Source organism: Scrofimicrobium sp. R131 (assembly GCF_040256745.1).
GTDB lineage: Bacteria > Actinomycetota > Actinomycetes > Actinomycetales > Actinomycetaceae > Scrofimicrobium > Scrofimicrobium appendicitidis.
The window spans coordinates 1,742,365-1,766,627 of sequence record NZ_CP138335.1 but is presented as its reverse complement, the minus strand read 5'-3'; the positions used below and the strand labels follow the sequence as shown (position 1 = coordinate 1,766,627).

The window sequence follows — 24,263 nt, the reverse complement described above, 5'->3', positions numbered from 1 at the left end:
ACCGCCAGCATTCCACCCCAACCATCGCCCTCAGGGCGGCTATTTGTGCTGCCCATCAACCAGGAAGGAAAAATGGAAGCCTACGACAATACCCGCAGCTACACTGGCTTCCTGCGTGACCGGGCGGAGCAGATGAATGTGACGCTTCCGCCTTTGGGGAAAACCCCGCGCCGCTGGAGCAAGTCGCTGCGCACCCCGCAGGGGACTCCGCCGGAGCTCTCTGCCAAACCGTTTACCTTTATTCGACGACTACTGCGCCTCGCCTGGCGCCCAATTGCCCTGCAGACCCTGCTGATGACCGTCAGCTCGGTTGGTGGGGCGCTGGTGCCGTACCTGATGGGGACCATGATCAACGGCCTGATCGAAGGCGGCTTCGACGCGTACACCCGCGGGCAGGCACTATGGTTCGTGCTGCTGATCGTCCTGATTTCGGCGGCCGAGGGGATTGGCCAGCTCAGTGGGATCGCCACCTGGATGGGTGGCTCCATGATCGCCACCTGGGCGGTCGGGCGCCGGGTTTCCCGGGCCGGTCGAGCCGCGAAGTCCGATACGCCCGCGGGGGAGGTCGTCACCGCGATGGTGAACGACTCCGATCACCTGGGCGGAGCCTTCGTCTGGCTGCCCGAACTGATCTCGAACCTGGCCGCGGCCATCGTGGTCGTGGTGATCATGTTCCGCGTGTCCGTTCCGCTGGGATGGGTGGTGGCGTTGGGCGTGCCCGCCGCCATCGCTCTGGTGACCCTGCTGGCTCGTCCCCTGCAGGACAAGCTCGCCATTCAGCGAGAAGAGCAGGGCAAGCTGACCGGGATCTCCACCGACGCGGTCGCCGGACTGCGCGTTCTGCGCGGAATCGGCGGCGAGGCGGTCTACAACGAGCGCTACCGCGCCCAGTCGCAGAAGGTCCGGGCGGCCGGAGTGGCGGCTGCCTCCAATCAGGCGGCCCTGGTGGTGCTGCGTAACTCTACCCCGCAGTTGCTGATCGCAGCCGTGATTGGCTACGGCGCATACCTGGTCTCCCACGGCCAGCTCAACGCAGGAAACCTGGTGGCCTTCTACGGCTACGCCCTCTACATGCGGATGCCGATTGGCACCGCCAGCGCCATTGTGCAGCACTGGACGCGCGGATGGGTGGGGGCCAAGAAGTTGGCCGCCGCCTACGCCACCGAGCCGGAAGTGAACGACGAGCAGGTTGATCCGACCCTGCCCGAGCCCCAGTGGCTGGAAGCCGACCTGCGCGATCGGTCCTCCGGGGTGAGCGTCCCTCCGGGCCAGCTCACCGCACTGGTTAGTTCCTCACCCGAGCGGGCCGCCGAAGTGGCGCGCCGCCTCGCCCGAATCAGTGACGAAGATGAAAGCGCCGTCTCGCTGGACGGGGTGGACCTGCGCGCCTATCCGCTTGAGACGGTGCGCCAGGGAATCTACCTGAGTGAGTCCTCCCCGCAGCTGTTCCGCGAGAGCCTACAGTCCGCCATCCTGGGGGCTGACGCGCCCGAGTTCCCCCTGCGCGGGGTGACCGAACTGGTCTACCGCGAGCACGTGGAGAACTTTGCGCGTGAGGAAGACACTCTGTTCCAACCCGAACCGGTGGACCGCACCCCCAGGTTGGACCAGGCCATTTGGGCGGCAGCCGCCACCGATGTGGAGGCCTCAATGGACTGGGGCCTGGCTGGCGAGCTGACCGAGAAAGGCCGGAACATTTCTGGTGGTCAGCGTCAGCGAGTCGCCCTGGCCCGCGCCCTCTACGCGAAAACCCCGATCCTGGTGCTGGTGGAACCCACCTCGGCGGTGGATGCGCACACCGAGTCGCAAATCGCGGCTCGACTCCGGCAGGTTCGGTCGGGTCGAACCACGGTGGTGGTGACCACCTCGCCGCTGCTCCTGGCCGCCTCCGACCGGGTGGTCGTCTTGGATCAGGACGGCAAGGAACTGGGCGAAGGTACCCACGAACAACTCTGGGAAGGCTCCGGACAGGCAGCCGACCAGTACCGTCAGATTATTTCTCGGGAGGTGAGCGGAGCATGATGAAGCTACCCGTTGCAACCAATCGCGAGCTTTGGCGCGGCGTTGCCGGCCTGATGGGGCACCATCGCTGGCAGCTCACCCTGGTGGTGATCCTGCAGGTGGCGGCCGCCTCCACCACGGCCGCTCTGCCCTGGCTGACCGGCGACATTATCGACCGCATCCAGTCGGGTACACAGATGCGAACCTTGCTCTGGCTGATTGGCGTGGCGCTGGTCATCGTGGCGTTTGGTGCCGTTTTGACCTTCAACGCGGAACGCCGGGCCCGGGTGCTGGGGGAGACCGTGTTCGCCCAACTGCGCGAGGAACTGGTAGAAACCATCACCCACCTGCCCCTCTCCGTGGTGGAGGAGGCCGGTACCGGCGACCTGTTGGGCCGCTCCACCCACGACATCGAGCGGATTCAGTTCATGGTGCGCCAGGGGATTAGCGCCATCATGGCGGTGGTGACCACCATCGTGGTTACCGTGGTGGCTTCGGTGCTGACCTCGCCACTGCTGTCGCTGACCCTGATTATTCCGATTCCGCTGATCTACCTGACTATGCGCTGGTATCTGCCGCGGACCGTGCCGGCCTACCGGGCCAGCGCTACCGCGTGGGCGAACATGTCCGGGGTGATCACCGAGTCGCTGGACCAGGCCGAGATTGTCGACGCGGCTCGGCTCCGTCCCCTGCGGGATCGGCGCTTGGACGAGGCGATTAGGGCAGTCTGGCGCCTGGAGCGGTACACCGCGTGGCAGCGCCTCGTGATGTGGACCGGTCTGGTGCTGGCAGTGTTCTTGCCGGTGGGGGCCACCATCATTTTGGGGGCCTACCTCTATCCGGTGGGGCTGGTGACTGCCGGGCAGATCACCACGGTGGCGCTGTACTGCTACCAGGTGCGCGGGCCCGTGTGGGAAATGACGTTCTGGGTCGACGAGTTGCAGTCGGCGCAGGCGGCGCTGGGGCGGATCTTTGGGGTTCAGTTGGTCGAACCCGACCGCCACCCCAGTGGGGAGGTCCCCGAGACTGACAAGTTGGATGTCGACGAGGTGCACTACTCCTACCGGTCCGGTTCGCCCGTCCTGCACGGTGTGAGCTTGGATTTGGCTCCCGGTGAGGTGCTGGCCCTGGTGGGTCCGTCCGGGGCGGGAAAGTCCACCCTGGGACGACTGGTGGCGGGGATTCACCCGCCCGAAGCGGGCTCGGTTCGCTTGGGTGGGGTGGAGTTGGTAGACCTGACCGAGGAACGCCTACAGCGCGAGGTCGCCTTCGTTTCACAGGAACACCACGTGTTCGGTGGGACGGTGGCGGACAACCTGCGACTGGCCAAGGCGGACGCCAGTGACGAGGAGTTGAAGGCGGCGCTGGACACGGTGGGGGCTTCCCCCTGGGTGGAGCAGCTTCCCGACGGGTTGGAGACCAAGGTCGGCACGGGCGGGAAGGAACTCAGTCCGGGTCAGTCCCAACAGTTGGCCCTGGCACGGATCGTGCTGCAGGATCCGACGGTGCTGGTGCTGGACGAGGCGACCTCTCTGATGGACCCCGGGGCCGCGCGAACCCTGGAACGCGGACTGGGGCAGGTGATGTCGGGGCGGACCGTGATCGCGGTGGCTCACCGGCTTCACACCGCTCATGCCGCCGACCGGGTCGCCGTGATGGTGGACGGGCGCCTAGCCGAGTTGGGAACCCACGATGAACTGGTGAGATTGGGCGGAGAATACGCCAAACTGTGGAGCTCTTGGCAAAACGAATAGAGCGATGCGGTACCCTAAACGGGTGGAAACCTCACCTCAACACCCAGTGCTAGTCATCGATTTTGGCGCCCAAACGGCCCAGCTGATTGCCCGGCGCGTCCGCGAAGCGCACGTCTACTCTGAGATCGTTCCGCATACGTGGACCGCAGGGCAGATCGCCGCCAAGAATCCCGCCGCCATTATTCTGTCCGGGGGGCCCTCTTCCGTGTGGGAGAAGGGCTCCCCGAACGTGAACCCGGACATCTTCACCCTGGACGTGCCGATCCTAGGGATTTGCTACGGCTTCCAAACCATGGCTCAGGCCCTGGGGGGAGCGGTGGAAAATTCCGGTCAGCGCGAATACGGACGAACGGAACTGAGCTTCACGGGGGAACCGTCGGTCCTATTGGAAGGCACGCCCAACCGGCAGGTGGTCTGGATGAGCCACGGGGATGCGGTTTCGCAGGTCCCGGACGGGTTCGTCGTCACCGCCTCAACTGACCAGACCCCGATCGCCGCGTTTGAAGATCCCGCGCGGCGCTACTACGGGGTGCAGTGGCACCCGGAGGTGTTGCACTCCGAGTACGGCCAACAGCTGATTGAGAACTTCCTGATCCGCGGGGCGGGCTTGACCCCCGACTGGGTCCCCTCCTCGATTGTGGATCGTCTGGTCGATCAGATTCGGGACCAGGTTGGCTCCGCACAGGTAATTTGCGGACTGTCCGGCGGGGTCGACTCTTCGGTGGCGGCCGCTCTTGTGCACCGGGCTGTCGGTGACCAGCTCACCTGCATCTTCGTGGACCACGGGTTGCTGCGCTCCGGCGAGCGCCAGCAGGTTGAGCAGGACTACGCCGCCAACATGGGAATCAAGGTAGTTTCGGTGGACGAATCCGAACGCTTCCTGACGGCCCTGGCCGGGGTGAAAGACCCCGAGGACAAGCGCAAAATCATTGGGCGCGAGTTCATCCGTAGCTTCGAGGATGCCGCCCGGAAACTGACCGAAGAAGCGGCTGCTTCCGGGCAGAAGATCGAGTTTTTGACCCAGGGAACCCTGTACCCGGACGTAGTGGAGTCCGGCGGGGGCGAAGGCACCGCCAATATTAAGAGCCATCACAACGTGGGGGGCCTGCCCGACGACCTTCAGTTTGAGCTGGTAGAGCCGCTGCGCGAACTGTTCAAAGATGAGGTTAGGGCCATTGGGCGCGAGCTAGGTCTGGCCGACAAGATTGTGAACCGGCAGCCGTTCCCCGGCCCGGGATTGGGAATTCGGGTCGTGGGCGAGTTGACCCGTGAACGCCTTGACATCCTGCGAGCGGCCGACTTGATCGTGCGGGAAGAACTCACCGAGGCGGGACTGGATCAGGAGATCTGGCAATGCCCGGTGGTGCTGCTGGCCGATGTTCGTTCCGTCGGGGTGCAGGGTGATGGGCGAACCTACGGTCACCCAATTGTGCTGCGGCCGGTGGTGTCTGAGGACGCGATGACGGCAGACTGGGCTAGGATCCCAACGGACCTGCTGGCAAAGATTTCCACGCGGATTACCAACTCTGTCCCGGAGGTGAATCGGGTCGTCCTGGACGTCACTTCGAAGCCGCCGGGGACCATCGAATGGGAGTAACCGCGGTGGTTGCGGGCGCCTAGCGGCGATAGGATCGTCATCATGGCGAAACGTACGCGGCAATGGCCCCCGCTAGGGGAGGCCCTTCCGGTCCCTGTTATCGACAATCACACGCACCTGCCGGTGCACGAGGGTGAAATCCCCAAGGTTGATGGGGTCAAGCTCAGTTTGTCTGAACAGTTGGAACGGGCCGAACAAGCAGGGGTGAGGGGACTGATCAGCTCTGGCTGTGAACTTCCCGCCCTGACCCCTACGGTTGAGATTGCCCGAGCTCACCCGCAGGTTCGGGCTGCCCTGGCCATCCACCCCAACGAGGCAGCTCTTCATGCTGGGAACTTGGAGCCCTCCCCGGACGGCTACCAGCATGAACAGCAGGAACATCACGTCCCGCTGATTGTGGCGCTGGAACGGGTGGCGGCACTCCTGGGTGAACCCGAAGTGGTGGCGGTGGGGGAGACCGGACTGGACTACTTCCGGACGGCCGAGCCCGGCCGGGAAGCGCAGAAGGAGTCTTTCCGTGCGCATTTGGAGATGGCCCGCGCCCGGGACCTTCCGGTCCAGATCCACGACCGCGAAGCACACCGGGACACACTGGAACTGTTGGGGGACCCAGCGTGGCGCCAGGTAACCGCTGTCTTCCACTGCTTTTCGGGTGATGCGCAGATGGCCCGCGTCCTGGCTGAGCGGGGCTGGTACGCCTCTTTTGCTGGGCCGATCACCTACCCGGCCAACGGGGAACTGCGAGAGGCGTTCGGAGCCATGCCGCGAGAGTTGGTGTTGGTGGAGACGGACGCGCCCTATTTGGCCCCCGCTCCCTATCGGGGGTGCCCAAATGCTTCCTACGTGATGGCGCACACCGTCCGTTACTTGGCTGACCTGTGGGAAGTGAGCCCTGCCGAGGCTGCCAAACAGCTCAATGAGAATACGCGGCGCGTCTACGGAGACTGGTAGGACCCAACTGCGGCTGGTGGTGCGCGGTTGGCTGACTGCTGCGGTGCCGGTGGGCCTAGATTTGCCAGAGTTGACGGATAGTTCCCAAGGCGCAGAGAGGACAAATGTGCTTCGGTGCTGGCAGATATTGCTTGGGTGGGGCCATTGATGTGCCCCTCCAGGCGGCTGGAACTCGGGGGTTTTCGCAGGGGGCTATCCGGTCAGGAAGTTGACAGTCCCATCTGCGAGTGCGATCCAGTGGCACAGCACTGCGCACCGTGATGCACAATCTTGGTTGAGGAAGCCGGCCCGGTGAGATTAGTACGTGTTGGCGAGGCACCCACGACGGACAACACCCTGGGAGAAGCCCTCGCCTCGCAATCGCAGCATTAACCTGCGGGGCAAACAGCCAAATTGGAAATCCCTGAAAGTCGATCCCTCTCCCGTGAACTGGAAGGAATAGTTCAACATCAACTGCCGGCATACCGTGCTCGCTGGCCAGGTATCAGTACCGCCGAAGTTGCAATGCTTGGCCTGCACCCCCAGCTCACCCTAGGTGTCAACAGCGATATTGCGGGCCCGATTACCGAGGACAAAATGTCCCTTCAATTCGGTGGTCTTGGGTGTGACTACTGCCGGGAACGATTGGTCTGTGTGGGTGGGTTATTTGTTTTGGTGGTCGGCGATGATCTGTTGGTACTTTTTGATGTACTCATTGTGTTGCTGGAGCAGTGCGTCGAGGGCGGGCTTGTTGTCTTCAACGAACTTTTCGGCCAGGTCCCACTGGGACTCATACAATGCTTCAGACCACCCTGATGTTTCGCGACAGTTGGCGTCGTGCACGGCTATTCTGACCTCGTCAGCTGAGGGTTTCCCAAAACTTGAGGTCCACCCCCACGCGCTCATCAGTGACGGCGGCATCGACATGGCGCCGGCTGTCCATGGCTCTTCAGGCAGGTCAACAATTCCAAGTGGCGCCATACACTCACGCCACCGAGCTGCTGCCTGGTGCACCTCATCTGTTATCGCATCTCGAAACAAAACGTTGTACCCACCAGAAACCGCCTGCTCAGTCTCTGATCGCTCTTCGGGAGCTCCCGCCTGCTTCAACTCTTCTCGAACCTGATCAAAACACACCTCCCGCCTATCGAGGAACCCTTGTGGTTGATCACTATCCAAGCCGCCTTCTTTGGCTTCTATCTCGTCTTCTAGTGGGTAGCGTGGGTCGGGGGCCCGGCGGTATCCGTACTTGGCTGCAAGTTCAGGAGTGAACAACCGAGCCCCAGACGCAGACTTGGTCTCTGTCAATGGTGCCGACGCATCAACGGTCACCCGGTAATCCCAACCACCTTCGGCCATGCAGTCGCGCATCAACCACTTTTCAGCTTCCATTTGATAGTTGCTGAAGTCGACGCTGAAGTAGGGGTCGATCGGCAAACTCCAAGAAGCACGATCCTTCACCACCACCCCAGCACCAGCGTCAGCGTCACCTCCGGTGGAGCCACCGGACATGGGCACATCACCCTTGTTTGGGACCGACTGATCCGCTGATTGGCTCCCACTTGTTGGAATGTCTCCATCGACAACAGGCGAACACGCCCCAACCAACACGGCCACTAGAACACCAACAACGGCAATGCCTACACGGTTACTCATAGTGTCTCTCCTTGGTAGCTAGCGCGATCATTGTCTGGACACGGTTCTGCATGGTCTGGGTTGGGTGGGTTATTTGTTTTGGTGGTCGGCGATGATCTGTTGGTACTTTTTGATGTACTTGTTGTGTTGCTGCAGTAGTGCGTCGAGGGCGGGCTTGTTGTCTTCAACGAACTTTTCGGCCAGGTTCCACTGGGACTCATACAATGCTTCAGACCACCCTGATGTTTCGCGACAGTTAGCGTCGTGCACGGCGATCCTGATCTCGTCGGCTGAGGGTTTCCCAAAACGTGGGGTCCACCCCCACGCGCTCATCAGTGATGGCGGCATCGACATTGAGCCGGCTGTCCATGGCTCTTCAGGCAGGTCAACAATTCCAAGTGGCGCCATACAGGTGTGCCACCGAGCTGCCGCCTGGTGCACCTCATCTGTCACTGCAGTACTGAACAGCACGTTGTACCCACCAGAAACCGCCTGCTCAGTCTCAGATGGCTCTTCAGGAACTCCCGCCTGCTTCAACTCATCCCGCGCATGACCGACGCACTCATACAATTTTTGATCGAACTCTGGTGGTTCTTCGGAATAGAGCCCGCCGCCCCCCATCGCTGCTATCTCGTTCTCAAGTGGGTAGCGTGGATCAGGGGCCCGGCGGTATCCGTACTTGGCTGCAAGTTCAGGAGTGAACAACCGAGCCCCAGACACAGACGTAGTCTCTGCCAATGGTGCCGACGCATCAACGGTCACCCGGTAGTTCCAACCATCTACTGCCATGCATTCATGCACCAACCACTGCTCGGCCTCACTCCGATAGTCACTGAAATCGACGCTGAAGTAGGGGTCGATCGGAAGACTCCAGGAAGCACGATCCTTCACCACCACCCCAGCACCAGGCCCAGAACCAGCGTCAGATGTGTCCTTGGTTGGATCCTCGGACATGGGCAAATCACCATTGTCCGGGGTCGACTGATCTACGGACTGGCTCCCACTTGTTGGAATGTCTCCATCGACAACAGGCGAACAAGCCCCCACCAAGAGCATGATCAAGGCGCCAACCACAACAATGCTTGCCCGGTTACTCATAGTGTCTCTCCTTGGTAGCTAGCGCGATCATTGTCTGGACACGGTTCTGCATGGGTTGGGTTGGTGGGTTATTTGTTTTGGTGGTCGGCGATGATCTGTTGGTACTTTTTGATGTACTCATTGTGTTGCTGGAGCAGTGCGTCGAGTGCGGGCTTGTTGTCTTCAACGAACTTTTCGGCCAGGTCCCACTGGGACTCATACAATGCTTCAGACCATCCTGAGGTCTCCCGACAGTTAGCATCATGCACGGCGATCCTGACCTCGTCGGCTGAGGGTTTCCCAAAACTTGAAGTCCACCCCCACGCGTTCATCAGTGACGGCGGCATCGACATGGCGCCGGCTGTCCATGGCTCTTCAGGCAGGTCAACAATTCCAAGTGGCGCCATACAGGTGTGCCACCGAGCTGCTGCCTGGTGCACCTCATCTGTTATCGCATCTCGAAACAAAACGTTGTACCCACCAGAAACCGCCTGCTCAGTCTCAGATGGCTCATCAGGAGCTCCCGCCCGCTTCAACTCCTCGCGCCCCTGGCTTAAGCACTCATCCAATTTTTGATCGAACTCTGGTGGTTCTTCGGAATAGAGCCCGCCGCCCCCCATCGCTGCTATCTCGTTGTCCAGTGGGGAGCGTGGGTCGGGGGCCCGTCGGTATCCGTACTTGGCTGCAAGTTCAGGAGTGAACAACCGAGCCCCAGACACAGACGTAGTCTCTGCCAATGGAGCCGACGCATCAACACCAACCCGGTAATCCCAACCATCCACGGCCATGCAGTCGCGCACCAACCACTGCTTTGCGTTCATCTGATAGTCACTGAGATCTACGCTGAAGTAGGGGTCGATCGGAAGACTCCAGGAAGCACGATCCTTCACCACCACCCCAGCATTAGACCCAGCACCAGCGTCAGTCTCGGTGGAGCCACCGGACATGGGCGAATCACCATTGTCCGGGGTCGACTGATCTACGGACTGGCTCCCACTTACTGGACTGTCTCCCTCAACCACAGGCGAACACGCCCCAACCGAGACCACGATCAAAGCGCCAACCACAACAATGCTTGCCCGGTTACTCATAGTGTCTCTCCTTGGATACTAGTGCGTCATTCTCTGGACACGGTTCTGCATGGGTTGGGTTGGTGGGTTATTTGTTTTGGTGGTCGGCGATGATCTGTTGGTACTTCTTGATGTACTCATTGTGTTGCTGCAGTAGTGCGTCGAGGGCGGGCTTGTTATCTTCAACGAACTTTTCGGCCAGGTCCCACTGAGACTCATACAATGCTTCAGACCACCCTGAGGTCTCCCGACAGTTAGCATCATGAACAGCGATCCTGACCTCGTCAGCTGAGGGTTTCCCAAAACTTGAAGTCCACCCCCACGCGCTCATCAGTGACGGCGGCAGATACATTGAACCCGCTGTCCAGGGCTCTTCAGGCAGGTCAACAATTCCAAGTGGCGCCATACACTCACGCCACCTTGTGGCCGCCTGGTGCACCTCATCTGTCACTGCAGTACTGAACAGCACGTTGTAGCCACCAGAAAGCGCCTGCTCAGTCTCTGATCGCTCTTCGGGAGCTCCCGCCTGCTTCAACTCCTCGCGTCCCTGGCTTAAGCACTCATCCAATTTTTGGTCGAACTCCGGTGGTGCATCTAGGTACAGGCCGCCCCCCTTTGCGACCTTTTCGGCCTCAAGCGGAAGGCGCGGTTCGGGAGCCATCCGGTATCCGTACTTGGCTGCAAGTTCTGGAGTGAACAACCGAGCCCCAGATGCAGACTTGGTCTCTGCCAGTGGTGCCGACGCATCAACACCAACCCGGTAATCCCAACCATCCACGGCCATGCAGTCGCGCACCAACCACTGCTTTGCGTTCATCTGATAGTCACTGAAGTCGACGCTGAAGTAGGGGTCGATCGGCAAACTCCAGGAAGCACGATCCTTCACCACCACCCCAGCACCAGACCCAGCACCAGTGTCAGATGTGTCCTTGGTTGAGTCGCCTGACATGAGCGAATCACCATTGTCCGGGACCGACTGATCCGCTGATTGGCCCCCACTTACTGGACTGTCTCCCTCAACCACAGGCGAACACGCCCCAACCAACACCGCCACTAGAACACCAACAACGCCCATCCCTATACGATTACCCACAGCAAAACCCCCAACGTTACCCGTTCGCAAACCACACTGGTACCCAAACAGAATGGTGGGGCCACCGGGAACCGGTGGCCCCACCAACTGCTTCACAACCACTTCGAAATGGAGCCACTCACCGACTTCCAGTACATTGCATAACCCGTGTGGTATCCATAAATGCCGTCAACCGCCAGGCCCCGGTCATACTGCACCTGCGCAACTGCTGCCGCAGTATCGGGTCCGTAGTACCCGTCGGCAGTGACTCCCATGTGCTCGCCGCCGTTGAGTCCGTTCAACTGCAGGTAGTAGACCGCTGTACTGTAGTTCACCTGATCCACCTCCAGCCAACAGTCCACCCAGTCAGATCCAGTGTTGGCTGGCACCCTTGCCTGTTGATTGTTCAGCAGATACTTCAATGCCGAAGTATTGCACTTCACCAAAGATGCAGGTGCCACACCCGAGTCACCTGGGTCAGCTGCCATCGCTGGCAGCGCTGCGCCTCCAACACAAAGCACGGCTCCCGCCACGCTCACTAGTAGTTTTTTCATCTGCTCCAAGCCTCCTATCCAATCGGTTCAAACATAGGTGATGGCCACACGACTTTATGCGTCCAATCACCAGCCCCATTTAGGAGCTGCCCTCCACCCTGCCCCTAAACGCCAGTAAATACAAGAGCAAAAATTACATACACCGGCCTAGACTTCACTCAACTGCTAAAAACAAGGCCCTGACCTGCACAAATGCAGAAAATTGACAAAAGTATACAAGTTTGAATTTAATGAGAAATCTCGCCGGGTCGTGCAGATCGGGCCCAGCCGACGATGGTCTTGCAGCTGATGGCTCCGGCTGGCAAGTGATGGTCTCTGCTCTCGAAGTGGGGGCTGGCGAAGGTGCGGTGGGGGCTCAGAGGGGATCGGCCTGCTTGACCTGCCCCTGGATCCGACGTTCGGGATAAACAGCTCGGGTGTTGACCAAGTAGGTTCAGGTATCCACCAGTGTGCCAGCGGCTGACCTGAACCATTAGGAATCCCGAACAGTCATCAGCCCTGTGTCGTGCCGCCGGCCAGCGTGGGTCCAAGCCGGACCAGCACTGCCGCTGTCCTCCCCAGCTTAACGCGCGCCTTGAGGTTGCGCTGGGCGTCCCTCCCAGTTCAGCAGGAAGATACCCAGTCCTCCCGCGGCCAGGAGCAGCCAAGCCCACCATCCGTGTTGGTGGAACAACTGAGCGTGCGAACCATGGGCCCCAAGCAAGAGTCCCACCCCTCCGACCCCGAGCATCTGCCCGACCTGCTTTGAAGTGGAAATAAAGCTGGAGGCGAGGCTGGCTTCCTCGGCCGGCAATGATTCGAGGGCCGTAACCGAGATTGGGTCGGCAATGAAGCCAAACCCAGCCCCAAACAGCAAGTAGGGAAGAACTGTCCACCAAACGCTCAGTCCCTGGGTGGCCCACAGGCTTAGGGCCCCGACCAGCGTCAGCACTCCGGCCGCTCGAAGAATCAGGCGCGACTTCCCCTCGACCACCAGGCGGCCCGATATCAGCGCGGTCCCGGTGGCCCCCAGGGCTAGGGGCAGGGTCATCAGGCCGGCCACCCAGGCGGACAGGCCACGAGCCGACTGCAGGTAAAAGGTGTTTAGGAACAACAGGCCTGCCAGGGTGAGAAAACCGAGGACCGCCGTCGCCAAGGCCTTGGTGAACTGGGCATTCTTCAACAGCCTGGTTGGGACGACCGGAGCCGGATGGTCCTTCTCGACCGGGTGGAACGTGACCGCCACAATCACCACCACCGCCCCGGCTGCCAGCACCGGTGCGGAGGTCCACCCCAATGTGGCTCCCTCGAACATGAGGAAGGCCAGCCCGGCCAGGAACAAGGTCAGCAGCACCAATCCGGCCAGGTCGAATGGTTGCGGCTCAGGATCCTTCGACTCGGTCACGATGAACGAAGCCAACGCGATGGCCACCAATCCCAGGGGGATACCCGCCCAAAACAGGGAGCGCCAGCCAAACTGTTGCATCAGGAGCCCGCCGAGGATGGGACCGGCCGCCAGGGTGACGGTTCCAACGGCGGTCCACCAGACCACCTCCAAGGCCCGTCGGTTGGAATTTGGTGCCGCCACCGAGAGGATCGAGAGGCCGGCCGGTGCCATTAGGGCCGACCCAATTCCCTGGGTGAACCGGCCCAGCGTCAAGATCATCACCGAGGGGGCGAGGGCGGAAATAACCGCACCCCCAATCATGATCAGGTTTCCGATGATGAGAACTCTTTTGCGACCAAAACGATCGGCTAGGGTCCCCGCAAAGATCAGGAGGGAGGCGAGGGCCAGGACGTAGGCGGAAACCACCCACTGCAGCGAGGCAATGCCGGCGTGCAGCTGAGATGAGATTTCAGGCAGAGCGATATTCACCACTGACCCGTAGACAGTGTGAATGAACTGGGAAAAGACGCAGGCGACAATCAGCCACTTCAGGGCCGGTCTGGTCGCTTTGGGTCCGGGCGTGCTTGCCATCTGCCCACCTCCTATCGGCACTGCTACCTTACTGAGGGGCGCGGCCGCTCGCGACCGGTATTGCGCCATAATCCCTACCTTCATAATGAACTTTCGTAAGTCAACAGTTTGTCTGGACGAGTGGTTAGGCCGGCGCCAACTCCTTGTTGCGCACCGGCTCCAACGGGGTCATAATCAAGGAGCGGCGACCGCCTCGTGAACGATAAGTAAAGGCAGGGACAGCATGAATCTCACACCCAGAGAGATAGATAAGCTCATCATTTATCAGGTGGCTGAACTGGCGCGTAGGCGCCGGGATCGGGGCACCAAGCTGAACACAAGCGAGGCCGAGGCGCTGATCGCCGAAGCCATCATGGAAGCGGCGCGCGACGGCAAAAGCGTGGCCGAATGTATGGAACTGGGGAAAACGGTGGTGACGTCATCACAATGTCTTCCCGGGGTTCGCGAGCAGATCCCATTGCTCCAGATTGAGACCACATTCCCCGACGGGACGAAACTGGTGTCGTGCCACGATCCGGTGGGGGAGTAGACGGTGAGTGACCGGCACGAAGTGGGTGTACTCCTGGTTGGAGGACACGAAAGTGACAACGGGGCGGATCTAGTTCCGATTGCGCAAGCCTTTCAGGAGGAAATGGCCGGACAGGGCTACCTGGTGATGGCCACTGCCCCCGGACGGTTCCTTCACGTTCGTGCCGAACGACTGCTCGACCAGTGCGAGCGCGTCGTGGTTGTTCCCATGACCTATGGGCGCAACCCAAACATGGTGGCTGACGCCGCCAAAACACTGAAGTGGTTGGCTCGGAAGGCGCCGGATCGACTCGCACTGTCCGAGCCGTTCAGCGACGTGGGCCTGCTGGGAGCGTGGCTGCGCACCACGGCGAACGAGGTGGCCAAGGCCAACCCGGACGCCGTCTTGCTGGTTGCGGCCCCGGTGTCGAACCCGTTCGACGAAGCCGAACTGCACCGGGTGGTTTACCTGGTGAAGACGCACGGCGGCCTCGAGGTGGCCGTGCCGGTAATCGGACAGGTAGAAGAGATAAATCGGGTGGCGGACGAGCAGGCACTGCTTGGTCGGCCCAAGAGTGCGCTGGTGTTCGCCGGTTTCACCGCCGACGCCCCGGAGGGATTGGCCGAGGGGATCATCTTCGCCGGTCCACTGATGGCTCAGGGCGGGATCTCCCGCATCCTCAAGGGCAGGGTGGAAGAGGCCCTGCATCTGCTGTCTCACGGTGAGAGCGGAATCGAAAGCGGCCTGATGGCCGATCACGATCACGGTTACGCCCACTCTCACGCATTTGAGGAAAGCCAGGGGCACGAGCACCCCCACTCGCACACGCATTCTCATCCGCACACGCATACCCACACGCACGGGCATCACCACCACTAGCTTGATTGGGGCCAAATGAGGGGCCGGCCCCGGAGGAAAGGCAAATTCAATGACGACACACAAACCCACCTACGTGCACCCGGATGGGGAGCATATTGAGATCAATGCGGGCCGGGTCTCGGCCACGTTCCGCGTGACGAACAACGGGGACCGTCCGGTCCAGGTTGGATCGCATTTTCACTTTTTCGAGGTGAACCGGGCCCTTTACTTTGACCGGGAGCAGGCCTACGGCCGCCACCTGGACATCCCCGCCGGTTCGGGGGTCCGCTTCGAGCCGGGCGAAACCAAAGAGGTAACCGTGGTGGACTTCAATGGGGCCCGCCGCCTCTACGGGTTCAACGACCTGGTCAACGGTGGCTTGGACGCCGAGCAGACCAAGATCCGGGCGCTGCGCAAGATGGAGGAAGAGGGCTTTGGCCACGGGGTGGATCACCGCAAGGTCGGCGTCGTCTCGCCCTTCTCCGCGGCGGACAAGAAGCGCAAAGAGGAAAACGAAAAGCGCGCTGAACGTCGACGCGAACAAAAGGAAGGGAAGTAACCATGGCTATTATTTCTCGGGCAGAGTACGCCGGACTGTACGGCCCCACCGTCGGCGACAAGGTGCGTCTGGCTGACACCAGCCTGTTCATTGAGGTGGAGAAAGACTTCTCAGCCGGCTCCTACGGGGACGAAATTGTTTACGGCGGTGGTAAGTCGGCGCGCGACGGGATGGGCCAGGATCCGCAGGCCTCCCGCTCGCAAGGTTCCCTGGACCTGGTCATCACCAACGCCATCGTGATTGACCCGATGATTGGGGTCGTCAAGGGTGACATTGGCGTTCGCGACGGCAAGATCGTGGGGATCGGCAAGTCGGGCAACCCGCAGTTGCAGGACAATGTGGATCCGCGTCTGCTGGTTGGGCCCGGAACTGAGGTCATCTCTGGCGAGCATCTGATTGCCACCGCTGGGGCGATTGACACCCACGTGCACTTCACGGCTCCGAAGCAGGCCTACGAGGCCCTTTCCAACGGGATCACCACCCTGTGGGGTGGGGGCACCGGTCCTTCCGACGGCACCAACGGCACCACCTGCACGCCGGGTGGCTGGTACATTCAGCAGCTCCTGCGCTCCTTTGAAGGGGTGCCGGTTAATATCGGCATCCACGGGAAGGGCAACAGTTCTCAACCCGAGGCGTTGGTGGAGCAAATCGAAGCCGGGGCTGCCTCTCTGAAGATCCACGAAGACTGGGGGGTACCGCCGTCGGTGATCGACAATGCCCTTCGGGTGGCGGACCAGTATGACGTGCAGATTTCCCTGCACGCCGACTCGCTCAACGAGGCCGGCTACGTGGAGGACACGATCTCGGCCATCGATGGGCGGGCCATCCACTCCTACCACACGGAAGGTGCGGGCGGTGGCCACGCGCCCGACATTATCAAGTTGGCCGGCTCCCCGAACGTGCTTCCCTCCTCGACCAACCCAACCCTGCCGTACACGGTCAACTCGGTCGACGAACTGCACGACATGACCATGGTCTGCCACCACCTGGACCCGAACTCGCCGGTAGATGTGGCCTTCGCGGACTCGCGGATCCGGGCGGAAACCATTTCCGCTGAGACCGTCTTCCAGGACGAGGGAATCATCTCGATGATGTCCTCGGACTCCCAGGCCATGGGCCGGGTAGGGGAAACGGTTACCCGAGCCTTCCAGACCGCCTCGCACTGCAAGGACGAGCGCGGCCCGCTGCCGGAGGACAACGAGGGCAACGACAACTTCCGCGTCCTGCGGTACCTGGCCAAGGTGACCATCAACCCGGCGATCGCCCAGGGGATCAGCGACTACGTTGGGTCCCTGGAACCGGGCAAGCTGGCCGATATTGTCCTGTGGCCCATCGACTCGTTCGCGGCCAAGCCGAAGATGGTGATCAAGGGTGGGGTAATTTCCTGGGCCCTGATGGGAGATCCGAACGCCTCCCTGACCACCCCGGAGCCGGTCTACTACCGTCCCATGTTCGCTCAGTTCGGCTCGACCATGACGGCTACCCGCGCGACCTTCATGTCGCAGGCAGCCATCGATCGAGGTGTGCCCGAGCAGCTGGGGCTCCAGTCGCAGGTGTATCCGGTGCGCCGGACCCGGACGGTGGGGAAGAAGGACATGGTCCTGAACGACGCCCTGCCCGAAATTACGGTCAACCCGGAAACCTACCACGTGAGCATCAACGGCAAGTGGGCCCACATTGAGCCCGCGACCAAGCTGCCGCTGACCCAGCTCTACTTCATCGTCTAGATGGAACCCGACGTCCAACGCCGTCTCGGTCAGCTGCTGGTGAGCCTGCAGCTGACCGACTCGGCCTTCCCCAGTGGCTTCTACACCATGTCGCACGGCCTGGAGGGATACCACCAGGCCAAGCTGGTTGACGCCACCACGGTGCAGGACCTGCTGGTCGACCTGCTTCGGCACTCGGTGGCACCCGGGGATGGGGCTGCCCTGGCTCTAGCTCACCGGGCCGCCACCGAGCAGGATTGGGAGCGGGTATCCGCGGTGGATCGGCACCTGTACGCGTCCAAGTTGAACGCGGAACTGCGGCTCGCCTCGCGCCGGTCGGGCCGCCAAGTCGCCTCGATCGCGAGCCTGACTTTTGCCGAGCCGGCCATCGCCCACTGGGACGACCTGATTCGATCCGGTCAGACCCCCGGCTGCCAGCCGGTGGTCACCGGCGTGATCAACGCGGCCCTGGGCGTCAGCGTGGAGGAGGCGGTGGCGGCGGACATCTTCGCTTTCAGTGCCAGCTACGCGGGAGCGGCCCTGCGCCTGCGCCTGGTGGACCACCGGACCAGCCAGGTGATGCTGGCACAGGTGGCCCCGGTGATCGAGGAGGCCACCCGCACCGCCTGCCAGACCCCGCTGGAAGAAGTGGGTGGGTTTGTCCCGCTGGGTGACATCGCCTCCGGCCAGCATGAACGTGCAGAAGCACGTCTGTTTACCTCTTGAAAGGAAGCATCATGGTTGAAAAGGTTTTGCGGATCGGCATTGGCGGTCCGGTTGGGTCGGGCAAGACGGCGCTGGCGGAAGCGCTGGTCCCGATCTTCATTGAGGCCGGTCGCAGTCCCGCGGTGATCACCAACGACATCTACACCCAGGAGGACGCCCACCACGTGCGCCGCGAACTGGCCGGGATTCTGGATCCGGACCGGGTGATCGGGGTGGAAACTGGTGCCTGCCCCCACACGGCCGTGCGCGACGACCCGACCATGAACCTGGCGGCGGGCGAGGAGATGCTGGAGAAGTTCCCCGACGTCGACACCCTGATTTACGAGTCGGGCGGCGACAACCTGACCCTGACGTTCTCTCCGGCGCTGGTGGACCTGTTCGTCTTCGTGCTGGACACCTCGGAAGGGGAAAAGATGCCGCGCAAGCGCGGACCCGGCGTGACCGAATCGGACATTCTGGTGATCAACAAGATCGACATTGCCCAGTACGTCCGGACGAACCTGGACGTGATGGAGAGTGACGCTCACCGCGTGCGCGACGGCAAGCCGGTGATCCTGACGAACTCGCTGGAGGGAGTTGGGGTGCGTGAACTGTTCGACGAGATCATCCGTCAGTGGGATGCCCAGCAGGAGGAACTGGCCGGATGACCTCGTTTTACGGGGGTTACCGGCTTCAGCCTGACCACTTTGAGGTCCCGACCCTGCCGCGGGAAATGACCGATTTCATGCAGAGTGGAATGGGTCTGCCCGTGGGCAGTCCGGGCAAAGTGGGGGTCCTTGAGCTCGACTTCGCCCAGCGGGGGGAGCAGGGGCGCACCGAACTGGTTCACCACTACCAAAAGGCGCCGCTGAAGATCGTTCGCCCCCACTACTACGACCCGGCCCAACCGGGGATGCCCTACCTCTACACGGTCGACATGGGCGGCGGGGTGGTGCAGGGTGACCGGCTTCGCACCGACCTGAACTTTGGCCCCGGCACCCGGGCTCACGTGACCAGCCAGTCGCACACCAAGGTGTACGAGATGGACAACAACTACGCCACGGCCCAGGTGAACCTGACGGTCGGGGAGGGCGCCTACGTTGAGTACGTGCCCGACCCAATCATCCTGTTCAAGGGGTCCCGCTACTATCAGCGCGTTCGCGCCGAAGTGGACCCCAGCGCCACCCTGGTGATGGACGAGACCATCTACGCCGGCCGGATCTCCCGCGGGGAACTGCACGACTACGACGTGTACGCCTCCGACCTGGAGCTGTCCGCCCCCGGACCCACCCTGTTTGCCTGCGATCGGGCTCGGCTGGTTCCCAGCGTCCGCCCGGTCGACGGTCTGGGCGTGTTCGGGGGGCGAGCGGTCGTCCACACGATGTACGTGGTCACCCCCCAGGTGAAAGCCACCGAGTTGGCCGACCTGCTGCACGAGTCGGCCACCTGGGTGGTCAACTATTACGAAGACGAGAGCTGCCAGTTCGCGGCCAGCACCCTGCCCGGGGTCAACCCCACCGGCAGCGCCGGCGCCTGGCTGCGCCTGGTCACAAATGACACGGTGGTGTCGCTGGCGGCAGCGCGAGTCCTGCTGGAGGAAGTCCACCAGCTGCTGCTGGGAACCGAGCTGCCCCCCGCCCAAAAGTAAAGCGGCCGAGAGCCCGGGTGGGCCCGGCCCCGTCCCAACTGAGAGGGACCAAGATGACGACAACGACAACTTCGGCGGCCCCGAGCCCCGCCCAGCAGTGGAGTGAGGGGTGGGCTCGCGGGTTTTCCCAGATCTTCTTTCAGACCAACACCTTCAGCGCCCTAATTATCCTGGCAGCCTTTGCGGTGGCTGATTGGCGGATGGCTCTTCTCGCCCTGGTCGGGGCCCTGTTCGGTGCGGTCGGAGGCTTCCTCTGCCGCTTTCCGCTGTCTAGTGTGCACCTGGGGATGCAGTCGTTTTGTGGGGCGCTGGTGGGAGCCGCCGTCTTCACCGCCCTTGGGGCCGGCACCTGGCAGCCCTGGGCGCTGACCGCCGTGGGCGGCCTCGCCACCGGGCCGGTCACCTGGGTGATCAACTGGCTGTTCACCCGAACCGGCCTCTCTCGCTTTGAACTGCCCTACACCACTGCGCCATTTTGCCTGGTGGCGACAGTGGCGGTGGTTTCGACCAGGTCCCTGGACCTGCCCGCGGCCGCCTCGCCCAAGTTCGACCAGGTGTGGCTCTCCTTCGGCTCCTCCATTTTGACCAACGTCTCCCAGGTGGTGCTGATCGACAACCTCTGGTCGGGCGCGCTGATCTTGGTTGCCCTGTTCGTGGCGGGGTGGCGCGTGGGGGCGGCGGCCGTCCTTGGATCGGTGCTCGGCACCTTGGTGAACCTGGGGATGGGGGAAGATATTTCCCGGGTTGGCAACGGGCTGATCGGCTATTCCGGCGTCCTGACCGCCATCGCCTTGACCAGCGTGTTCCTGAAGTCTTCCCGCGCCTCGTGGCTCTACGCTTTGCCGTGGATTGTGGTGACGGCGGTGGTGACGGTCATGATGGAGCGGGCCGGGCTGATGACCTACACCTGGCCCTACATTCTGACGACCTGGGTGGCGCTGATCGTGGCCCACTTCCTGGGGGGCCTCAAACGCACCTAGCTGGTGGCCGCGGGCTTTCGCGCCAAGATCAGCTGCTGCATCTGCGGGAAATGGCCGGGAGCCACCCCGTGGCGCTGTTCAAGTTCAAGTAGCTCGGGCAGGTCGGTCAGCGACACGTCGACGAAGCCGGCCGCCGCGAGCAGGTCCAGCAGGTCCCGGTGGGACTGAACCTGGGCGAGGGGAAGCTCGGCCAGTACCTCCGGGGTGTAGGAGCTGCGGAACCCCTCCGTTTGGGGGCCCGAGTCGACCCCGTTTGGGTACCAGAGCGAGTCGACGATCAGCAGGCGCCCGCCCGTGCGCAGGAGCTGGAACCAGTTGGCCAGTGCGGTGGCCGGCTCGCGCAAAGTCCAGAGGAAATAGCGGGCGGTAATTGCGTCAAAACTGGTCGGGGGGAAGGGCGGATTGACCGCGTCAGCCCGGTGGAACTTCGGCGGGTTCGAGGTGGAGTCGGCCTTGGCCCGGGCCTCAGCCAGCATCCCGTCAGCCAGGTCGATCCCGGTCACCCGGTGCCCCAAGCTGGCGGCCAGATAGGCGAAGTTGCCCGGCCCGGTGCCAACGTCGAGCACGTCGAGCACGTCCAGCCCGCCGGGTTCGCCGGGGGCCGCCTCGCCCAAATTTTGGCGCAGAATCTGGTGCCAAGCTTCCGCCACCTCGTCCACCTGCATTCGCTCAAGCTGGGAAGAGTCGTACGCCTGGGCGCGGGCGGACCAGTACTGGTTGAGGGCCGGCTGAATCTGATCCACGGGTTAGTCCTCCTGCGGCTGGGCCGAGTCGCGGTGGGTGAAGAGGAGCTGCAAGTCCTCGTTCCGATTGGTCACCATCTCCATCTTGACCAGGTAGATCAGCTCCAGCAACTCGGGGCGCAGCACCTCGGAGGGGGTCCCGTAGGCCACCATTTCCCCCCGGTCGAGCAGCACCAGCCGGTCGCAATACTGGGCCGCCAAGTTCAGATCGTGCAGCACCACCACCGAGGTGGGGGCCAGCTGCTGGACCAGGCGGAGCACCTCGTGCTGGTAGTGGATGTCGAGGTGGTTGGTCGGCTCGTCCAGCAGCAGGTAAGGGCACTGCTGCGTCAGGCCGCGGGCGATCAGCACCCGCTGTTTCTCACCGCCGGAAAGCGAAGAGAACTGGCGCTGAGCCAGGTCGAGCGCGCCCACCTGCACCAGGGCGTCGGTGGCGATTTCCCAGTCGGTCTCAGTTTGCCGCTGGAACGGCCGGTGGTGGGGGGTACGGCCCATCAGAACCACGTCTGCCACTGTCAACGGTAGGTCGCGACTCACCTCCTGCACCACGACCGCGATCCGCTGGGCGATCTGCATCTGCCTCAGCGAACTGAGCCGCTGCCCGTCAACCTCCACCTGGCCGGTGTCGGGACGCAGGGCGCCGTACAGGCAGCGCAGCAGGGTGGTTTTCCCGCTGCCGTTCGGGCCGATCAGCCCGACGATCTCTCCGTCGTTGACGGTCAGCGAGACCTCGTTGAGGACCCGCTTTTGACCGTAGCTGAACGAGAGATTAGTTGCTTTGAGCACCGGGGATTCCCGTTCCGAAGCGCTCCACGATCTGCTCCAGCCCGTCCACGGTCAGCGGCGTGGCCGGCTCGGTGAAGTTGAACAGGAGCGGCAAGATGGCGTCGTTCTTGACCGCGTTGACCGCGCTGATGCCGGGCAGGTTCACCACTTCTTCTTTGATCCCGGCCAGGTCACCCTGGTAGAGCAGGATCAGCACGTCGGGGTTGCGCTCAATCAGTTCCTCCGCTGAGACTTCGAAAACCCGCTCGTTCACGTCGTCAAATACGTTTTTGAATCCCGCAGCTTCCAGTTGGGGCTCGGCCATCGAGAGGGTGCCGTAGGTGTAGACGGGCCCGCCCCCAATCGACGGGTACAGGACCGCAGCCGTGCGCGGCGGAGCATCTTTGGTCTTGGCTTCCATCTGGGCGACCCGATCCTTGAGTGAGGCAATCAGCTCGTCCGCCTCGGCGTTGCGGTCAAACACCTGACCGTATTCCTTCAGCTGGTCGTAAAGGGTGTCCCAGGTGGCGGGTTGCTGGTTGCCCTCGCAGAACACGTTCTGCACCAGCACGTTTGCGCCCGCATCCTTCATCCCGGCCCGGGTGATGCCGTCGGGCATACCCATCACCAGATCCGGTTCCTGGGCGATAACCACTTCCTGGGAGATCTGGAGGTGACCGGAGGCGTTCAGATCGTCAGACAGCAGGGGAATCTGGGCCAACTGGTCCTGAATCTCCTTCGAGTAGTACTCCGGTGGGAAGTTCCCTGCCAGCGAGATCACCCGGTCCAGGACGCCGATGCCATCCAGGCCGGTGACCGGAGCGCTTTCCAGCAGTACCACCCGGCTGGGAGCCTGATCGAAGGTGACGTCTTCCCCGCAGTTCTGCAGGGTCAGCGGGTACTTGGTGTGTTCGGCTCCGTCGGTGGCGGAAGTGTCGGAGTTGGCCTCCGGGGCTGACTGGGTGCCCGACTGGGCAGGGTTGGCGGTGGCGCAGGAGGCCAGGGTGAGGGCCGCGAGGGCGGCCACCGCGGGAACAGCCAGATATGAGAGTTTTTTCGTCATGATTACACTTCCTGTGGGTACATTCGCTTGACCAAGATAAGCAGGAATGGAGCTCCGATCAGCGAGGTGATGATGCCGATCGGGAGTTCCCGGGGTTGCAGCAGGGTTCGGGCGGCGACATCGGCCCAGACCAGCAGCAGAGCCCCCAAGATGGCGGCCACCGGCAGCAGCCGCCGGTGCGTGGCCCCCACCAGGCGGCGGGCAAAGTGGGGGACCACCAGGCCCACGAAGCCGATGGCTCCGGAGGCGGCCACCACCGCGCCGGTGCAGAGGGAGACGACCACGAGCATTTCGATTCGGGTGCGGTTCGGGGAGATCCCCAGGGTAAGGGCGGTGGTGTCGCCGGCTGCCAGCGCGTCCAGGCGCCGGCTCCAAGTCAGAAGGAAGACCACGGTGAGGGCCACGACCACGATCACAATCGCCAGCACCAGATCCCAGCGGGCCAACGCCAGGGAACCGAGCAGCCAGAACATGACCGAGCGGGAGCCTTCGGCCGAGTCGGACATAAAGATAAGGAACGAGGTGGTGGCGGAGAGGGCGTACCCGACCGCCACCCCGGCCAGGAGCAGACGCAGGGAGGTGACAGCCCCACCCGACTTGGCGATGAAGAACACCAGCAGCGAGGCGGCCATCGCCCCGATGAAAGCGGAGGCGGGGAGGGCCTGTTGCCCAAAGAAGGACCCGACCCCGAACAGAATTGCGGCCGCCGCGCCGGTGGAGGCCCCGCCGGAGATCCCCAGGATGTAGGGGTCGGCCAGCATGTTTCGAACGATCGCCTGCAGTGCGGTGCCAACTAGTGATAATCCCGCCCCCACCGCGCAGCCCAGCAGGACCCGGGGTACCCGGACCGACCAGATGATGGCCTCGTTCGCCTCGCTCCACTGGGCGTCCAGGAACGGGACCGGGGAATGGAATAAGTTCTGCCAAATAATGGACAGACTTTGCGGAGCAGTGATAAAGACCGGGCCTATTCCAATGGCCAAGACGATAGTTACAAGTAGGGCGCAAAACAGCCCGACAGTCCACCAGATCGCCCGGCGGCGCATCCGTCTTTCGCCTAGTAGGTCAGTGGTTTGGGCGG

21 protein-coding genes and 1 pseudogene are annotated in these 24,263 nt (G+C 62.5%); 12 read left to right on the top strand and 10 right to left on the bottom strand.

Features of this window, described 5'->3' with window-relative positions:
• Nucleotides 1–72: 72 nt before the first annotated feature.
• From SAC06_RS08125 to SAC06_RS08110, 4 genes are read left to right on the top strand one after another with little or no spacing between them, the layout of a single operon-like run.
• Entirely contained in the window at nucleotides 73–2,022 is a 1,950-nt protein-coding gene (locus SAC06_RS08125; protein WP_350257797.1) for an ABC transporter ATP-binding protein, read from the top strand.
• A complete protein-coding gene (locus tag SAC06_RS08120) occupies nucleotides 2,022–3,755 on the top strand; it encodes an ABC transporter ATP-binding protein (RefSeq protein WP_412766238.1) in 1,734 nt (577 codons plus the stop codon). The genes SAC06_RS08125 and SAC06_RS08120 overlap by 1 nt, the downstream gene beginning before the upstream one ends.
• A gap of 4 nt (nucleotides 3,756–3,759) precedes the next feature.
• The gene (gene guaA, locus SAC06_RS08115; RefSeq protein WP_412766218.1) at nucleotides 3,760–5,352 is read left to right on the top strand and encodes a glutamine-hydrolyzing GMP synthase; all 1,593 of its coding nucleotides are present in this window, start codon (nucleotides 3,760–3,762) and stop codon (nucleotides 5,350–5,352) included.
• 42 nt (nucleotides 5,353–5,394) lie between these two features.
• Nucleotides 5,395–6,303 (top strand): TatD family hydrolase, encoded by a 909-nt coding sequence (locus SAC06_RS08110; protein WP_350257794.1) that lies wholly within the window; start codon nucleotides 5,395–5,397, stop codon nucleotides 6,301–6,303.
• A gap of 642 nt (nucleotides 6,304–6,945) precedes the next feature.
• Here SAC06_RS08110 and SAC06_RS08105 read toward each other — a convergent pair.
• From SAC06_RS08105 to SAC06_RS08080, 6 genes are all read right to left on the bottom strand, one after another.
• Entirely contained in the window at nucleotides 6,946–7,938 is a 993-nt protein-coding gene (locus SAC06_RS08105) for a hypothetical protein (protein WP_350257793.1), read from the bottom strand.
• A gap of 69 nt (nucleotides 7,939–8,007) precedes the next feature.
• Nucleotides 8,008–8,871, bottom strand: coding sequence for a hypothetical protein (locus SAC06_RS08100; RefSeq protein ID WP_350257792.1), 864 nt, complete (start codon nucleotides 8,869–8,871; stop codon nucleotides 8,008–8,010).
• A gap of 212 nt (nucleotides 8,872–9,083) precedes the next feature.
• Nucleotides 9,084–10,085 (bottom strand): hypothetical protein, encoded by a 1,002-nt coding sequence (locus SAC06_RS08095; protein WP_350257791.1) that lies wholly within the window; start codon nucleotides 10,083–10,085, stop codon nucleotides 9,084–9,086.
• A 67-nt stretch (nucleotides 10,086–10,152) separates the two neighbouring features.
• Nucleotides 10,153–11,013, bottom strand: coding sequence for a hypothetical protein (locus SAC06_RS08090; RefSeq protein ID WP_350257790.1), 861 nt, complete (start codon nucleotides 11,011–11,013; stop codon nucleotides 10,153–10,155).
• 236 nt (nucleotides 11,014–11,249) lie between these two features.
• Nucleotides 11,250–11,471, bottom strand: a complete 222-nt coding sequence (locus tag SAC06_RS08085; protein WP_350257789.1) for a peptidoglycan-binding domain-containing protein — start codon at nucleotides 11,469–11,471, stop codon at nucleotides 11,250–11,252.
• Nucleotides 11,472–12,252: 781 nt separating this feature from the next.
• On the bottom strand, nucleotides 12,253–13,647 hold the full coding sequence (locus tag SAC06_RS08080) for an MFS transporter (RefSeq protein ID WP_350257788.1): 1,395 nt from the start codon (nucleotides 13,645–13,647) through the stop codon (nucleotides 12,253–12,255).
• Nucleotides 13,648–13,870: 223 nt separating this feature from the next.
• Between SAC06_RS08080 and SAC06_RS08075 the strand changes: the two genes are divergently transcribed.
• The 8 genes and pseudogenes from SAC06_RS08075 to SAC06_RS08040 all read left to right on the top strand — a co-directional run bounded on the left by SAC06_RS08075 (nucleotide 13,871) and on the right by SAC06_RS08040 (nucleotide 20,611).
• The gene (locus SAC06_RS08075; RefSeq protein ID WP_350257787.1) at nucleotides 13,871–14,176 is read left to right on the top strand and encodes an urease subunit gamma; all 306 of its coding nucleotides are present in this window, start codon (nucleotides 13,871–13,873) and stop codon (nucleotides 14,174–14,176) included.
• 3 nt (nucleotides 14,177–14,179) lie between these two features.
• Nucleotides 14,180–15,034 carry a hypothetical protein gene (locus tag SAC06_RS08070; protein ID WP_350257786.1) on the top strand — a complete coding sequence of 285 codons (855 nt, stop codon included), beginning with the start codon at nucleotides 14,180–14,182 and terminating at the stop codon, nucleotides 15,032–15,034.
• A gap of 49 nt (nucleotides 15,035–15,083) precedes the next feature.
• Nucleotides 15,084–15,398, top strand: a pseudogene (locus tag SAC06_RS08065) (urease subunit beta); the annotation flags it as partial.
• A 176-nt stretch (nucleotides 15,399–15,574) separates the two neighbouring features.
• Nucleotides 15,575–17,299, top strand: a complete 1,725-nt coding sequence (gene ureC / locus SAC06_RS08060) for an urease subunit alpha (protein ID WP_350257785.1) — start codon at nucleotides 15,575–15,577, stop codon at nucleotides 17,297–17,299.
• On the top strand, nucleotides 17,300–18,004 hold the full coding sequence (locus SAC06_RS08055) for an urease accessory protein UreF (RefSeq protein ID WP_350257784.1): 705 nt from the start codon (nucleotides 17,300–17,302) through the stop codon (nucleotides 18,002–18,004). It abuts the gene before it with no gap.
• Nucleotides 18,005–18,015: 11 nt separating this feature from the next.
• On the top strand, nucleotides 18,016–18,651 hold the full coding sequence (gene ureG, locus SAC06_RS08050) for an urease accessory protein UreG (protein WP_350257783.1): 636 nt from the start codon (nucleotides 18,016–18,018) through the stop codon (nucleotides 18,649–18,651).
• A complete protein-coding gene (locus SAC06_RS08045; protein ID WP_350257782.1) occupies nucleotides 18,648–19,631 on the top strand; it encodes an urease accessory protein UreD in 984 nt (327 codons plus the stop codon). Before ureG ends, SAC06_RS08045 begins: the two co-directional genes overlap by 4 nt.
• Nucleotides 19,632–19,684: 53 nt before the next feature.
• Nucleotides 19,685–20,611, top strand: a complete 927-nt coding sequence (locus SAC06_RS08040) for an urea transporter (RefSeq protein WP_350257781.1) — start codon at nucleotides 19,685–19,687, stop codon at nucleotides 20,609–20,611.
• Here the strand turns inward: SAC06_RS08040 and SAC06_RS08035 are convergent.
• Genes SAC06_RS08035 through SAC06_RS08020 form a run of 4 tightly spaced genes read right to left on the bottom strand, consistent with a single transcriptional unit; the run spans nucleotide 20,608 to nucleotide 24,228 of the window.
• Nucleotides 20,608–21,354: a class I SAM-dependent methyltransferase gene (locus tag SAC06_RS08035; RefSeq protein WP_350257780.1), complete on the bottom strand. Its 747-nt coding sequence runs from the start codon at nucleotides 21,352–21,354 to the stop codon at nucleotides 20,608–20,610. The genes SAC06_RS08040 and SAC06_RS08035 overlap by 4 nt on opposite strands.
• 3 nt (nucleotides 21,355–21,357) lie before the next feature.
• Nucleotides 21,358–22,140 (bottom strand): heme ABC transporter ATP-binding protein, encoded by a 783-nt coding sequence (locus SAC06_RS08030; RefSeq protein ID WP_350257779.1) that lies wholly within the window; start codon nucleotides 22,138–22,140, stop codon nucleotides 21,358–21,360.
• Nucleotides 22,124–23,182 carry an ABC transporter substrate-binding protein gene (locus tag SAC06_RS08025; RefSeq protein ID WP_350257778.1) on the bottom strand — a complete coding sequence of 353 codons (1,059 nt, stop codon included), beginning with the start codon at nucleotides 23,180–23,182 and terminating at the stop codon, nucleotides 22,124–22,126. Before SAC06_RS08025 ends, SAC06_RS08030 begins: the two co-directional genes overlap by 17 nt.
• A 2-nt stretch (nucleotides 23,183–23,184) precedes the next feature.
• Nucleotides 23,185–24,228 (bottom strand): iron ABC transporter permease, encoded by a 1,044-nt coding sequence (locus tag SAC06_RS08020; protein WP_350259179.1) that lies wholly within the window; start codon nucleotides 24,226–24,228, stop codon nucleotides 23,185–23,187.
• Between the last annotated feature and the right edge of the window lie 35 nt (nucleotides 24,229–24,263).